This window comes from Micromonospora sp. WMMD967 (genome assembly GCF_029626165.1).
Taxonomy (GTDB): domain Bacteria; phylum Actinomycetota; class Actinomycetes; order Mycobacteriales; family Micromonosporaceae; genus Micromonospora; species Micromonospora taraxaci.
This window is the reverse complement of sequence record NZ_JARUBK010000001.1, coordinates 5,489,006-5,502,566: the sequence shown is the minus strand read 5'-3', so window position 1 is coordinate 5,502,566 and position 13,561 is coordinate 5,489,006. Positions and strand designations below refer to the sequence as shown.

General features: G+C 71.5%; 11 protein-coding genes. 8 read left to right on the top strand and 3 right to left on the bottom strand.

From position 1 onward, the window contains the following. Positions 1 to 47: 47 nt before the first annotated feature. The 8 genes from O7631_RS24885 (at position 48) to O7631_RS24850 (ending at position 9,655) form a co-directional block, all read left to right on the top strand. Positions 48 to 1,334, top strand: coding sequence for an ABC transporter substrate-binding protein (locus tag O7631_RS24885; protein WP_278146468.1), 1,287 nt, complete (start codon positions 48 to 50; stop codon positions 1,332 to 1,334). A 342-nt stretch (positions 1,335 to 1,676) separates the two neighbouring features. After that, a complete protein-coding gene (locus tag O7631_RS24880) occupies positions 1,677 to 2,288 on the top strand; it encodes a TetR/AcrR family transcriptional regulator (RefSeq protein WP_278146467.1) in 612 nt (203 codons plus the stop codon). 64 nt (positions 2,289 to 2,352) lie between these two features. Beyond that, complete coding sequence (locus O7631_RS24875) at positions 2,353 to 5,163, top strand: LuxR family transcriptional regulator (RefSeq protein ID WP_278146466.1); 2,811 nt, start codon at positions 2,353 to 2,355, stop codon at positions 5,161 to 5,163. Positions 5,164 to 5,209: 46 nt separating this feature from the next. Continuing rightward, on the top strand, positions 5,210 to 6,358 hold the full coding sequence (locus O7631_RS24870; protein WP_278146465.1) for an acyl-CoA dehydrogenase family protein: 1,149 nt from the start codon (positions 5,210 to 5,212) through the stop codon (positions 6,356 to 6,358). Positions 6,359 to 6,375: 17 nt separating this feature from the next. Beyond that, complete coding sequence (locus O7631_RS24865; protein WP_278146464.1) at positions 6,376 to 6,840, top strand: MaoC family dehydratase; 465 nt, start codon at positions 6,376 to 6,378, stop codon at positions 6,838 to 6,840. A 246-nt stretch (positions 6,841 to 7,086) separates the two neighbouring features. Further along, complete coding sequence (locus O7631_RS24860) at positions 7,087 to 8,226, top strand: sensor histidine kinase (protein WP_278146463.1); 1,140 nt, start codon at positions 7,087 to 7,089, stop codon at positions 8,224 to 8,226. Continuing rightward, positions 8,223 to 8,885, top strand: coding sequence for a response regulator transcription factor (locus O7631_RS24855; RefSeq protein WP_278146462.1), 663 nt, complete (start codon positions 8,223 to 8,225; stop codon positions 8,883 to 8,885). The genes O7631_RS24860 and O7631_RS24855 overlap by 4 nt, the downstream gene beginning before the upstream one ends. Positions 8,886 to 8,995: 110 nt before the next feature. Beyond that, a complete protein-coding gene (locus tag O7631_RS24850) occupies positions 8,996 to 9,655 on the top strand; it encodes a DUF2306 domain-containing protein (RefSeq protein ID WP_278146461.1) in 660 nt (219 codons plus the stop codon). A gap of 47 nt (positions 9,656 to 9,702) precedes the next feature. On the opposite strand, the gene O7631_RS24845 is transcribed toward O7631_RS24850, so the two are convergent. The 3 genes from O7631_RS24845 to O7631_RS24835 form a co-directional block, all read right to left on the bottom strand. Further along, on the bottom strand, positions 9,703 to 10,743 hold the full coding sequence (locus tag O7631_RS24845) for a cellulose binding domain-containing protein (protein WP_278148020.1): 1,041 nt from the start codon (positions 10,741 to 10,743) through the stop codon (positions 9,703 to 9,705). A gap of 395 nt (positions 10,744 to 11,138) precedes the next feature. Beyond that, complete coding sequence (locus O7631_RS24840) at positions 11,139 to 12,431, bottom strand: vanadium-dependent haloperoxidase (RefSeq protein ID WP_278146460.1); 1,293 nt, start codon at positions 12,429 to 12,431, stop codon at positions 11,139 to 11,141. Between the two features lie 88 nt (positions 12,432 to 12,519). Beyond that, positions 12,520 to 13,545 (bottom strand): acetylxylan esterase, encoded by a 1,026-nt coding sequence (locus O7631_RS24835; RefSeq protein ID WP_278146459.1) that lies wholly within the window; start codon positions 13,543 to 13,545, stop codon positions 12,520 to 12,522. Between the last annotated feature and the right edge of the window lie 16 nt (positions 13,546 to 13,561).

Here is a 13,561-nt window from a genome sequence, read left to right as displayed (position 1 = left end):
ACCCACACCGTTACCGCAAACCGGACCGAGAAAGGTCGGTGTTCTCCATGCACCGTTTGGCACAACGTGGTCTCGCGATCGCCAGCACCATCGCCCTGTTGGCCGCCGCCGCTGGTTGCAGCGGTGACGACGGCACCGGTCCCGGCGGAGCGTCGGTGCCGGGCGTCACCGACACCGAGGTCGTCGTCGGCACCCACATGCCGCTCACCGGTCCGGCCTCGGCGGGCTACTCGAAGATCGCCCCGGCGACGAAGGCGTACTTCGACTACGTCAACGCCAACGGCGGTGTGCACGGCCGGAAGATCACCTACAAGATCATGGACGACGGTTACAACCCGGCGAACACCCAGCAGGTGGTCCGTCAGCTGGTCCTGCAGGACAAGGTCTTCGCCATCCTCAACGGCCTTGGGACGCCGACGCACACCGGCGTGCTCGACTTCCTGAAGAGCAACCGGGTGCCCGACCTGTTCGTCGCCTCCGGCAGCCGCAGCTGGGACCAGCCGGACAAGTATCCCGGCACGTTCGGGTTCAACCCGGACTACACGGTCGAGGGCAAGATCCTCGCCAACTACGCCAAGACCAACCTGGCCGGGCAGAAGGTCTGCTTCCTCGGTCAGGACGACGACTTCGGCCGGGACAGCCTGGCCGGCGTGGAGAAGGTGCTCGGCGCCGGTGCCGTGGCGGTGAAGCAGACGTACGTCACCAGTAACACCAACGTCGCTCCGCAGATCGGCGCCTTCAAGGCGGCCGGATGTCAGGTCGTCGTGCTCGCCACGGTGCCGGGCTTCACCGCGCTCTCCGTCGGCACCGCGGCCCGGCTGGGCTTCAAGCCGCAGTGGCTGGTCTCCAACGTCGGCGCCGATCACCCGACCCTGGCCAAGCAGCTCGGCGCCGCCGCACCGCTGCTGGAGGGCATGGTCGGCACCAACTACCTGCCGATGCAGAACGACACGGCCAACCCGTGGATCCAGCTCTTCACGACGGTGAACAAGGAGCACAACGGGGACGCCCCGTTCGACGGCAACACCGTCTACGGCATGTCGGTCGGCTACCTCTTCGTGCAGACGTTGCTCGCCGCCGGCAAGGACCTCACCCGCGAGAAGGTGCTGGAGGCCGTGCGGAAGGGCGGCTTCCAGGGCCCCGGCTTGGTGCCGCTGCGCTTCTCCGAGAAGGACCACTCCGGGTACGGCGGGCAACGCCTGAGCCGGGTGAGCGGGGGAGTGCAGAGCTACTTCGGACCGGCGTACGAGACCGACGAGGCGGACGGGGCGGTCAACGAGTACACCGCCACGCCGGCGGCGCCGCCGGCGAACGGGGTGCCGACCGTCTCCTGACCCGATCGACAGCCGTCCGACCGGGCGCGGTCCCGCGTGACCGTGCCCGGTCGGACGACTGTGCCCGCGTACTCCAACCGATCGTCGGGCGTTGACCGTCACCGATCCCTCCTCCTACTATCTGCACTGTGAATGCATATTCGACTCGTTTTCGGGGCCGGGTCGCCATCGTCGCCGGCGCGAGTCGCGGCATCGGCCCGGCCATCGTCTGCGACGGCGGCGTCTCGCTGACCGGTCGGTCCGGATGACAGTGCCGACGGTCGGCCCGGAACCGCTGATCACCGCCTGTCTAGACTCGGCGGTGCGTCAGGAGGCGCCGTGGCGGTGAGGAGGCGGGGGCGGATGGACGGGGTCGAGGTAGCGAGTCGGGTCGACGGGCGTACCGCCCGAGCCGAGCGCACCCGCGCGGCCATCGTCGAGGCGCACCTCGCGCTCATCGGTGAGGGCGACCTGCGCCCGACGGGGGAGCGCATCGCCGAGCGGGCCGGCATCTCGCTGCGGACGCTGTGGACCAACTTCAAGGACATGGAGACCCTCTTCGAGGCGAGCGGCGCGGAGGTGCTCCGCCAGCAGGACGCCGCCTACCGGCCGATCCCGACCGGGTTGCCGCTGGCGAAGCGGGTCGACGCGTACTGCCGGCAGCGGGCCCGGCTGCTCCAGCTCATCACCCCGTCGGCACGGGCCGCCCAGATGCGGGAGCCGGTCTCCGACCAGCTGCACCGCAACCGCCTCAAGCACATCGACCGGGTACGGGACGAGGTCGAGGAGCTCTTCGCCCCCGAGTTGGTGTCGGCTGGTAGGGGTCGGGAGCAACTGCTCAACGCCCTGGTGGCGGCGAGCATGTGGCCGGCCTGGTCGATGCTGCGGTACGGCCTCAATCTCGGTGTGGACCAGGCTCGCGCGGTGATGACCCGGACGGTGGGCGCCCTGTTGGCGGAGGTCGCGGCCGACTGAGATCGGCTTGGTTCGATGTCGCAGCCTCTTTCCATCCGGATCCCAATGGGTGACACTGGCAGGCATGGTTACTGCATCAAGAGTGCAACTAACCGTGCTGCGTGGCCGGGACGACGAGTGCCGGTCGGTCCGGAGCCTGATCGACGACGTGACAAGCGGCGGCGGTGCGGTGCTGCTGCACGGCGAACCCGGATCGGGTCGGACGGCGCTGGTCGGGTACGCCCACCGGCACGCCCAGCGCTGCACCGTGCTCGCCGCTAGCGGACTCGCCGAGGAGGCCGCTCTCCCGTACGCCGGCCTGCAACGTCTGGTCGATCCAGTGCTCGACCGGGCCGCCGCCCTGTCGGAGGGGCAGCGCCGGCTGCTGCGGGGCGCGCTGGCCGGCGACGGCTGCCCGGCCGACCGCCGGCTGACGCTGTCGATGGCGGTGCTCGGGCTGCTCGGCGCCGCTGCCGGGGACCGCCCGCTGCTCGTCACCATGGACGACGTCGACAGGGGTGACCCGCAGACCGCCGAGGTGTTGGCCTTCGTCGCCCGCCGGTTGCGGCCTCTACCCGTCGCCATCCTGCTCACCGCCGGCGTCACCGCCGCTGTCGACGGGATACCCGCGTACCGACTGCGCGCGTTGACCGAGCAGGAGAGCGCGGCCGTCCTCACCGACCGGCTGCGGTCGTCCGCCGGATCGGAGGAGGCCGACCGCCTTCCCGAGCGACCCGCCCCGTCGGTCCTGACCGCGTTGGCCGTCGTCGGAGGCGGCAATCCGCAGGCATTGGTGGACCTCGTCGCGGTCCTCACTCCGGCTCAGTGGCGCGGGGAGGAGTCGCTGCCTGCGGCGCCACCGGCGGACGGCGTCCTGGGCCGTGCTTACCGGGCCCGACTGGACCGACTGCCGCCGGAGACCCGCCGGGTGCTGCTGCTCGCCGCGCTCGACGATGGCGGCGGGCCGGGAATGATCCGGGCCGCCGGTGGCGAGGTTGAGGCGCTCGCTCCGGCGGAGGTGGCCGGCCTGGTTCGCGTCGAACCCCGAGGAGTCACCTTTCCCCAGCCGCTGGTGCGCACGATGATCGCGGCCAGTGCGCCGCTCGCCGAACGACGCGCGGCGCACCGACTGCTCGCCGGGGTGCTGGTCTTCGACGGGCAGCGGCTGCGCCGGGCGATGCACCTCGCCGCCGCCGCGGCGGGTGTGGACCCGGCCCTCGCCGACGAGTTGGAAGAGGCAGCGGCTGGTGGCGTCGACGGCTGGGCCACCGCGTCGGCGGCGCTGTGCTGGGCCGCGGAACTCAGCGACGACCCGACCCGTACGGCTGACCGGCTACTGACCGCCGCCCGCTATGCCTGGGCCGGGGGTCAGCCCGACGTGGCTCGGCTCCTCCTCGACCGCCTCCGCCCGGTCTGCGCGGACCCGGACGTCCGCAGTCGCGCCGACCTGCTGCTCGGTGAGCTGGAGCTGCGGTGCGGCGACGCGGCACGTGCGTCGGCCAGATTGCTCGCCGCCGCGGCGGTGGTGGCCGGCACCGACCGTGTGCTGGCACTGTCCGGGTTGGTCCGAGCCGGCGAGGCGGTCTGCTTCGCCGGCGACCAGTACCGCTACGCCGAGGTCGGCCGGCGGGCGTCGGGGTTGCGCCGGCCGGACGACCCTCCCGCCACGGAGTTGATGAGCAGCCTGGTCGCCGGGGTGGCGGCGACCCTGCGCGGGGACCACGAGCGGGCCGGTCCCGCGCTGCGTCGCGCCGTCGTGCTGGGTGGCCGGCTGACCGGACCGGCGTCGACCCCCACCGCGCTCACTTGCGCCGCGGCAGCGGGCCTGGTGGTCGCGGTGGACGGCGCGGCGCATCGACTCGCGGACCGTGCCGCCACTGTGGCCCGGGATCGGGGCGAGCTGTCCATGCTGTCCCGGGCGCTGGAGTTGCGGGCGGTCGCCGAATACTGGCTGGGTCGACACGAGACGGCGGCGGAAACCTCCCGGGACGGGTTGCGGGTCGCCCGGGCCACCGGTCAGGTCAACTGCGCCAACGTCCACCTCGGCATGCTCGCCGTGCTCGCCGCCGTACGGGCCGACCGGGACGCCACCCTGCGACGGATCCGCGAGATGGGCGAGGCGCCGACGGCGGGCAGCCGTCCGCACGCGCTCGCCGGTTGGGCACTGGCCGTGCTCGACCTGGTCGACGGCCGACACGCCGAGGCCGCCGACCGGTTGGCGTCGTTGGCCCGGCTCGGCACCGGGCGCGGTCAGGTGCTCGTGCAGGTGATGGCCACCCCGTACCTGGTGGAGGCGGCAGCGCACCTGCCCTGCCGACCGACGGCGACGGCGGCGCTCGCCGTGTTCGACAGGTGGGCCAGCAGCACCGCGAGCCCGTTGCGTCGGGCTTTGTCCGCCCGGTGCCACGCGTTGCTCGCGCCTCGCGGCGGACCCGAGGCCGAGCAGGAGTTCCAGCGGGCGCTGCGGCTGCACCCGACCGATGCCGGCACGTTCGAGCGGGCACGCACCGAGCTGCTGTTCGGTCAGGAGTTGCGTCGCCGTCGACGCCCGCGCGACGCGCGGACGCACCTGCACCAGGCCCGCGAGATGTTCACGTTGCTCAGGGTCGGTCGCTGGGCCGAGCAGGCCACCACGGAGCTGCGGGCGGCCGGCGAGTCGGTCGGTCCACCGGACCTGCCGGCGGCGCGGTTGCTGACCGGGCAACAACTACGGATCGCCGAGCTGGTCGCGGAGGGCGCCACCAACCGGGAGGTCGCCGCCCGGATGTTCCTCTCCACCCGTACTGTCGACCACCACCTGCGCAACGTGTTCCACCGGCTGGGCATCCGATCACGTACCGAGTTGGCCCGCGCGTTCGCCACCGAGCGGCACGTCGGGCTGGTCTCCGACCGGTGACGGTCCGGTCTGGACGCCATTAACTATCACCGCTAGTTTAATGGCCATGGAGCTCACCCTCTCCGCCGAGCAGGCCGCGGTCCGCGAACTGGCCGCCGACTTCGCCGACCGGGAGCTGTTACCGCACGCGGCCACCTGGGACCGACGCGAGTCGGTCGACCCCGCCATCGTCGGCATGCTGGGAGACCTGGGCTTCCTGGGGTTGACCATCGCCGAGGCCGAGGGCGGCTCCGGTGGCGACCACCTCGCGTACTGCCTGGTCCTGGAGGAACTCGGCCGGGGCGACTCGGCCGTGCGCGGCATCGTCTCGGTCTCGCTCGGCCTGGTCGCGAAGTCGATCGCCGCCCACGGGTCGGCCGACCAGCGGGCCGAGTGGTTGCCCCGACTGTGTGCCGGCACCACGCTCGGCTGCTTCGCGCTGACCGAACCGGACAGCGGCTCGGACGCCGCGGCGCTGCGGACCCGCGCGGTCCGCCACGGCGCCGACTGGCTGCTCACCGGCACGAAGACGTTCATCACCAACGGCACCACCGCCGACGTCGCGCTGGTCTTCGCCCGCACCGGCGGCCCCGGGCACCGAGGGATCACCGCGTTCCTGGTGCCCACCGACAGCCCAGGACTGACCCGACAGGAGATCCACGGCAAGCTGGGCCTGCGCGGCCAGGCCACCGGCGAATTGCGCTTCGACGGGGTACGCGTGCCCGACACCGCCCGCCTCGGGCCCGAGGGCGGCGGGTTCCGCCTGGCCCTGGCCACCCTCGCGAAGGGTCGGATGTCGGTGGCCGCCGGGTGCGTCGGCATCGCCCAGGGCTGCCTCGACGCGGCGGTCGGCTACGCGGGGCAGCGGACCCAGTTCGGCAAACCCATCGCCGGGCACCAGCTCGTCCAGCAACTGCTCGCCGCCATCGCGGTCGACACCGCCGCCGCCCGGCTGCTGGTGTGGCAGGTCGCCGACCTGATCGACCGCGACCAGCCGTTCGCCACCGAGGCGTCGATGGCCAAGCTCTTCGCCAGCGAGGCCGCCGTCCGCGCGGCCAACAACGCGGTCCAGGTGTTCGGCGGGTACGGCTACATCGACGAGTACCCGGTCGGCAAGTACCTGCGGGACGCGCGGGTCGCCACCCTCTACGAGGGCACCAGCCAGATCCAGCAACTTCTCATCGGACGCGCACTCACCGGCGTCAACGCCTTCTAGCTGCAGGGAGAGCAGGCATGAGAGTCTTCAGCTCGTTCGAGGAGTTGGCCGCCGCGGTCGGCGAGACCTTCGGGCCCGGGCCGTGGCGACCTGTCGAACAGAAGCGCGTCGACCTCTTCGCCGACGCCACCGACGACCACCAGTGGATCCATCTCGACCCGGCCCGGGCCGCGGCGGGACCGTTCGGCGGCACCATCGCCCACGGGTACCTGACCCTGTCGCTGCTACCGACGCTGGCCGGCCAGCTCTACCGGGTGGACGGGGTGACGATGGGGGTCAACTACGGGCTGAACCGGGTGCGCTTCCCCGCGCCGGTCCGGGTCGGCACCGCCGTCCGGGCCACCGCCACCATCGCCGAGGTGACCCCGGTGAGCGGCGGGGTCCAGGTGGTCGCGACGGTCACCGTGGAGAGCGACGGCGGCGGCAAGCCCGTCTGCGTCGCCGAGACCGTGAGTCGTCTCTACCGCGCCACGGATCAGTGATCGGCTAGACGGTACGTCCTCACTCACGACAGGGCTGCGGGCACAGCCGAGGGCTCTCGCCATCCGCTTCGGCTGGTCCGCCAGGTCGATGTGCTGTTGAGCGATATACCTCAGAGTCATAACTATGACTCTGAGGTATATCGCTCACCGCCGCGATCCGCCCCGCCCCGCGCACAGCCCCCGCTCACCACCGCAGTCGTACTTTGGGACGATCTGGGTTCGCACCACCGTTCGTACGATGGCCTCATGCTTTCCCGCCCGCGCGCTGTGTTGGCCGAGCCGCGCGTCCCAACCGCGCCGCCCCGGGGGTGGCGCGACTGGGCGTTGATCGCGGTCCTCGCGCCGGCGGTTGTGGTGGAGGCGCTCCTCCGGCCCGATCTGCCGTGGCCTGTGGGCTGCCTCGTCGTCGTGCTCGCCCTGCTACCCACGCTGCTGTGGCGGCGTACGCGGCCGTTGATGATGGTGGCGATCGCATTCGGGTCCGCCACGGTGGGCCCGTTCGTGCTGCCCGGCGATCCCTGCCAGATGTTCACGGCGAGTTTTCTGGTCCTGCTGGTCTCCGCGCTGTTCCGTTGGGGTTCCGGCCGGGATGCCGCGATCGGCTCGGTAGTGGTGGTGGCCAAGGTGACCACCGCCGGTCTGGCCGGTTCGGTCGACGGCGGCGAACTGGTCGCCGGCTTCGCGGTGATGTTCGCCGCCGCAACGCTGGGCACCGCGACCCGCTTCCGCGCCACCGCGCGGATGCGCGAGCTTGACCAGGTGAAGCTGTTGGAGCGTGAGCGGTTGGCCCGCGACCTGCACGACACGGTGGCCCACCACGTGTCGGCGATGGCGATCCGCGCCCAGGCCGGCATCGCCGCCTCGGCGAGCCAGCCGAACGCCGCCGTCGAGGCGCTGCGCGTCATCGAGGCCGAGGCGTCGCGCGCGCTCGCCGAGATGCGCGCGATGGTCCACGTCCTCCGCCGCGACCAGACCGCCGACCGGGTGCCCGTTCCACGGGTCGCCGACATCGAGAGCCTCGCCGGACGCTTCCGCAGCGGGCCGGAGGTCGACGTGGATCTCCGCGGCGACCTTGGCGACCTGCCGCCCGCGGTCGGCTCCGCGCTCTACCGCCTGGCGCAGGAATCGGTCACCAACGCCCGACGCCACGCCCTCCACGCAACCCGCATCGAGGTCAGCGTCACGGCCGACGAGCGTTCGGTGCGGCTGCGGGTCAGCGACGACGGCGAGGCCGGTGCCGCACGACCGAACGGCTCGTCCGGGTTCGGCCTGGTGGGCATGTCGGAGCGCGTCGACCTGCTCGGCGGCACCTGCGAGGCGGGCCCCAATCCCGGCCGGGGATGGACCGTCACGGCCGTGCTCCCGCGCGAGGGGGTCGGCGCGTGACCATCCGCGTACTCGTCGCGGACGACCAGGAGATCGTCCGTACCGGTCTCACCATCATCCTCAACACGCAGCCCGGCATCGAGGTCGTCGGTGGCGCCGGCGACGGACGCCGGGCGGTCGAACTCGCCCGTCGGCTCCGCCCCGACGTGTGTCTCTTCGACATTCGGATGCCCGGCATGGACGGCATCGAGGCCACCCGTGCGCTCGCCGGGCCCACTGTCGCCGAGCCGCTCGCGGTGGTCGTCATCACGACCTTCGACCTCGACGAGTACGTGTACACGGCCCTGCGTGCCGGCGCTCGCGGCTTCCTGCTCAAGGAGGCCGGCCCCGACCTGCTCGGCCAGGCCGTTCGCGCGGCTGCCGACGGGGACGCGCTGATCGCGCCGAGCGTCACCACTCGGCTGCTGAAGGCGTTCGCCGACACGGGTCCTGCCGCGTCACGTCAGCAGCCCGTCGAGCCTCTCACCGACCGGGAGGAGCAGGTGATCGTCGCTGTCGCGCGGGGGCGCACCAACAAGGAGATCGGCGACGAGTTCCACATCACGTTGAGCACCGTCAAGTCGCACGTCACCAGCCTCATGACCAAGCTGGGAGTGCGTAACCGGGTCGAGGTGGCGATGTGGGCGTACGAGACCAACCGCATCCGGGCGCGGTGGTGACGACTGCGTTGACCGGCGAAAGTACGACGACGGCGTCCGACCATGGGCCGACACGATCGCGGCCCATGTGCCGATGAGCCGGGGCGGGTGCGGCACCCACCATCGGTGGCATGACGTTCCGCGAATGGCGGCTACCGGCCGCGTTGATCCTCCTGGGCCTGATACCGATGGTCGCCGGTGCGGGGCGGCTCACCGAGTTGAGCACCGGACCGGTGGTCACCCCGGCGAACGCTCGCTTCGTCGCCGATCCGCTGCCGGTGGTGCTGCACGTCGTCGGTGCGGTGGTCTACACGATCCTCGGCGCGTTCCAGTTCGTGCCCAACCTGCGCCGCCGCCGATGGCACCGTCGCGCCGGCCGGGTGCTCGTGCCCTGCGGACTGACTGTCGCGTTCTCCGGGCTCTGGATGGCCTTCGCCTACGATCTGCCGGCGCATGACAACGACGTGCTCGCCGGTCTGCGGCTCGTCTTCGGCTCGGCCATGGCCGTCTCGATCGTGTTCGGCCTGGTCGCCGTGCTCCGCCGCGACATCGCCCAGCACCGCAGGTGGATGGTGCGCGGCTACGCGATCGGCCTCGGTGCCGGCACGCAGGCGTTCACGCACGCGCCGTACCTCGTCGCGGTGGGCGAGCAGCCGGACGGGAACGCCCGGGCCGGGCTGGTGCTCGCTGGCTGGTTGATCAACCTGGCCGTGGCCGAGTGGTACCTGCGTCGTCCGGACCACACCACGCCTTTTCGACCGGCTCGGCAGCCGAGTGCTGACGCCCGATGAGAGCACGCGGTGCCGGGCCACCGAGACCCGGCACCGCGCGGTTGCTCTCAGGCGACCGTGCAGGCGGTGCCGTTGAGGGTGAACGCGGACGGGCGGCCACTGTTGCCGGTGTGGGTCGCCTGGAAGCCGATGTCGACAGACGTGTTCGGCGCGATGGTCGCGTTGTACGAGACGTTGCGGGCGGTGACCGCGCCACTGGACGGGGAGTAGCCGGCGTTCCAGCCGCTGGTGATGCTCTGCCCGCCGGGCAGCGTGAACGCCAGGGCCCAACCGTTGACCGGCGTGCTGCTCGTGTTCGTCACCGAGATCGAGGCGGTGAGACCACTGTTCCAGGCGTTGACCGTGTACGCGACGCGGCAGTCACCCGAGGGCGGAGGAGTCGTCGGCGGGGGAGTGGTGGGTGGGGGAGTGGTGGGTGGGGGAGTGGTCGGAGGTGTGTCGCCGCCGATGCTGCCGGGCACCGTCCGGAGTGCGTCGTACCAGGCTGCGGCCATCTTGCGGTAGCCGGTGGCGTTGGGGTGCACGCCGTCGGCCAGGTCGCTGAGCGTCAGGGCACGGTACATGTCGACCAGGTGGACACGCTTTCCGGCGGCGGCGCGGCTCTGCACGATCCCGGGGATGGCGTTGTTGTATCCCCGGACCTGGTTGTCCGCACCGGCCTTCGGGATGATCGTCGCGACGAACACGTCCGCGTTCGGGGCGGTGCTGGTGATCCGGTCGACGAGGGTGGCCAGCCGACCCGGTGCGCCGGACGTGTCGCCGTACATGTCGTTGGTGCCGATGTGCAGCAGTACGGTCCGGGGGTTCGTGGCCCGCAACCAGTTGACCACGTTGGCGTCGATCTGGGCGATCGTCCAGCCGGAGTGCCCCTGGTGGTCGTGGTCACCGAGGCTTGCCGGGCCGTTGAACTGCGAGCCGACGAAGTCGATCCGGTAACCGCCGGCCGTGAACCGTTGCCACAGCTCGATCCGGTAGCCGCCGGGGACGTTGAACCCGTCGGTGATGGAGTCACCGAGCGGCATCACGCGTACTCCGCCGTTGGACTCCGCGCTCGCGGGACTGGTCGCGATCGGTACGGCGGCGGTCATGGCGGCGACGGCGGTCAGGGCGACCCACCACAGGCGGGCGCGTCGGGGCCGCGACGTCGTAGCGGTGGCGGTGGGTGCGGGAGGGACGGGAGTGGCGAGCATCGAACTGCTCATGGGACTTCCTCTGGTGGGGTGCGCGACAGGCAGCGGCCGCCAAGAGGACGGCTGCTGGCATGACGCAGCACGCGGAGGTGGGCGTCGCGTTACGACCAGGAGCCCGGACCTCGTCACTGGTGGTCGTGGCGCGGTGGCTCGCATCGGTCGGGTGCGGCGGACCGATGAGCCGTGGCGGAGGTGTGCCCTGCACCTCGCCGACGCACCATAGCGTGTTATCGCTAACAGCAGCAATGCGCCGCCGAGCCGGCTGAGACCTCGTGCGACGGAGTCGTGGCTGGCTACGTCAGAGGGCGGAAGTAGTGCCGGACCGCGTAGCGGGAGACCTCCTCGCCGATTTTCGCCCCCTCGACGTCAGCGGTCCGGAAGTGGACGCCGGCCCAGACGCGCGCGCCGATGAGCTCGTCGAGCGCCTGCGAGAAGCTGGTGAACCGCCTGGTCGTGCCGGAGTCGGCGCTGGACCCGCTGAACGCGATGTCGTCCCGGCCGAAGAAGTGTCGGTACAGCGACATGCGCGCACCGGTGCCGCAGGCGTGGCCAGAGGGGTACTCGGGGAAGGGCGGCGTGACGAGCAGCGACTGCCAGCCTGGGTCGGCGGCCGTCCTCGGGTTGCCGTCCGTGTCGGCCTGGTGGATCGCGGTGACCGGACGCCAGTAGCTCCAGAAGTCCTTCTGGCTGAAGCACGCCACGCCTGAATCGGCCACGACGAGGTCGGTCATCGCGAAGAAGCGCGCGGTCTGCAGGGCGTCCAGTTGTTGGGTGGTGGCGAGCTGTCGCTTGATCTCCCAGGAGCCGGATCGTCGGTCGTGCCACCAGATGGCGGCCTCCGTCTGGTCCTGGGTGCGCGCCGTGCTCGTCACCGAGCCGAGTTCCTTCACCTCGTTGAGGTCGCGGGTGTAGGCGCTGCTGGTCAGCTGCGGCGGCTCGGGTGTGCGGAACATCGACGCACGGGGGATGAGGAACGGCCGCATGTGGCCGGTCCACGCGCCCTGGGACAGGAACAGCGGCGGTGTGGGTCGCCACTGACCGGGCCTCGTCCCGTGGCTCCACTGCTGGTCCCCGAACGCACCGTCGTCCTGCCGTGCGGCGACCATCGCTGCCGCGGCTCGCGCCCCGACCCTGATGCCGCCCTGCTTCGACCGCCCGCCGCGAATCGTGGCGAGAGCCGCGTCGTACTGTGCCCGAAGCCGTTCCCGCTGATCGGGGAAGAGGGCGGCGAGTACGCCGTGGGCGGCGGTGGCGACGGCAGCGTCCACCGACTCGGTCCCGCTCGACGGCGGTGCGGTGAGGTACGGCTGGTACGGCATGCCGGCGATCGCGTTCAGCGCGTCGTAGACGGCCCCGTTCACCATCGCGAAACTGCGCACCTGCTCGTTCGGTTGCTGGGCCGCGATGTCCCAGATCGCCGTCTGGGCGTTGAGGTCCCAGGTGACCACCGGATTGGCGCGGCCGGTGCCGGAGGCCGCAGCTGCGGGCGCCGGCCCGGTCATCGTGGAGACGACCAGCGTGCCGAGCGCGATGGTTGCGGGAATGGTGCGTAACCAGATCAGGCGTGACTGCTGACGACTCGTCATGATCTCCCCGTCGGTCGAATGTCGATGCTGGCTGCCGTACGCAGGCAATGCACGAAGCGCAACCGATGACAACCGAAAGTAACATCGTTCAGCCTCGATGGCGGTCCTGCACCGTGGACGCGTGAGCTGGATGGAGTACCGAGTCGAGCCAGCGCAGCTGACGTCGGACGTGGACCGCTTCGCCGCCCTCGTGGCCGTTGAACGGGTACACGTGGATCTCCCGCTCCGGCGGGACGGGCCGACCGTTCGCGGTGCCGTAGTGGTTGTAGGCGGCGAAGGCGGTTCGCGGCGGGCAGACGGTGTCGCGTCGGCCGATCCCGAAGTGCGTCGGTGCCGTCGCCCGCCGGCCGAAGGTGACCGCATCCACGTAGGACAACGTGCGCCACACGGCCTCCTCGGCCTCCCGGTGCACGGCCAGGTAACGGGCGATCTCGCCGTACGGCGCGAGGTCGGTGAGCTGGACGGCGCGTCGCATGTCGGAGAGGAACGGCGCGGTGGTCAGCACCGCGGCGAGGTCGTCGACGAGGCCGGCCACCGCGAGGGCGAGGCCACCGCCCTGACTGTTGCCGACCACGCTGACCCGGTCACCGTCGACCCCGGGCAGGGCGCGAACCGCCTCGACCGCCCGGACCGCGTCGGTGATCAGACGACGGTAGTGGTAGTCGCGCGGATCGAGGATGCCCCAGGTGACCGGCCACGGCCCACCGGGTGCGCCGTGCGGGTCGGAGGTGTCTCCGGCGCCGTACTGCCCCGCCTGGCCCCGGTTGTCCATCAACAGGTGCGCGTACCCGGCCACCGGCCAGGTCAGCCGCTCGTGCGGCAGGCCGCGGCCGCGACCGTAGCCGGCGTACTCGACCACGGCCGGCAGCGGTTCCCGAACACCGGCCGGGCGGGTGTACCAGGCCCGCACGGGGTCGCCGTCGAAGCCGGTGAACGTGACGTCCCAGGAGTCGAGCAACACCAGGTTGGTGGGCTCCGGGCGGACGTCGACGAGCACCGGTCGGGCAGCCGCCTCGGCGAGCGTGTCCCGCCAGAACTGGTCGAAGTCGTCGGGCTCGGCGACGTCCGGGGCGTACCGCTGAAGTTCGTCGAGTGTGAGGGCGGAGTAGGGCACGGGTCCTCGCAGGGGC

Coding starts and splice junctions, on each gene's coding strand:
- O7631_RS24850 (WP_278146461.1), top strand. CDS start 8,996: ATGACGTTCCGCGAATGGCGGCTACCGGCCGCGTTGATCCTCCTGGGC.
- O7631_RS24840 (WP_278146460.1), bottom strand. CDS start 12,431: ATGACGAGTCGTCAGCAGTCACGCCTGATCTGGTTACGCACCATTCCC.
- O7631_RS24870 (WP_278146465.1), top strand. CDS start 5,210: ATGGAGCTCACCCTCTCCGCCGAGCAGGCCGCGGTCCGCGAACTGGCC.
- O7631_RS24845 (WP_278148020.1), bottom strand. CDS start 10,743: ATGACCGCCGCCGTACCGATCGCGACCAGTCCCGCGAGCGCGGAGTCC.
- O7631_RS24875 (WP_278146466.1), top strand. CDS start 2,353: ATGGTTACTGCATCAAGAGTGCAACTAACCGTGCTGCGTGGCCGGGAC.
- O7631_RS24880 (WP_278146467.1), top strand. CDS start 1,677: ATGGACGGGGTCGAGGTAGCGAGTCGGGTCGACGGGCGTACCGCCCGA.
- O7631_RS24885 (WP_278146468.1), top strand. CDS start 48: ATGCACCGTTTGGCACAACGTGGTCTCGCGATCGCCAGCACCATCGCC.
- O7631_RS24865 (WP_278146464.1), top strand. CDS start 6,376: ATGAGAGTCTTCAGCTCGTTCGAGGAGTTGGCCGCCGCGGTCGGCGAG.
- O7631_RS24860 (WP_278146463.1), top strand. CDS start 7,087: ATGCTTTCCCGCCCGCGCGCTGTGTTGGCCGAGCCGCGCGTCCCAACC.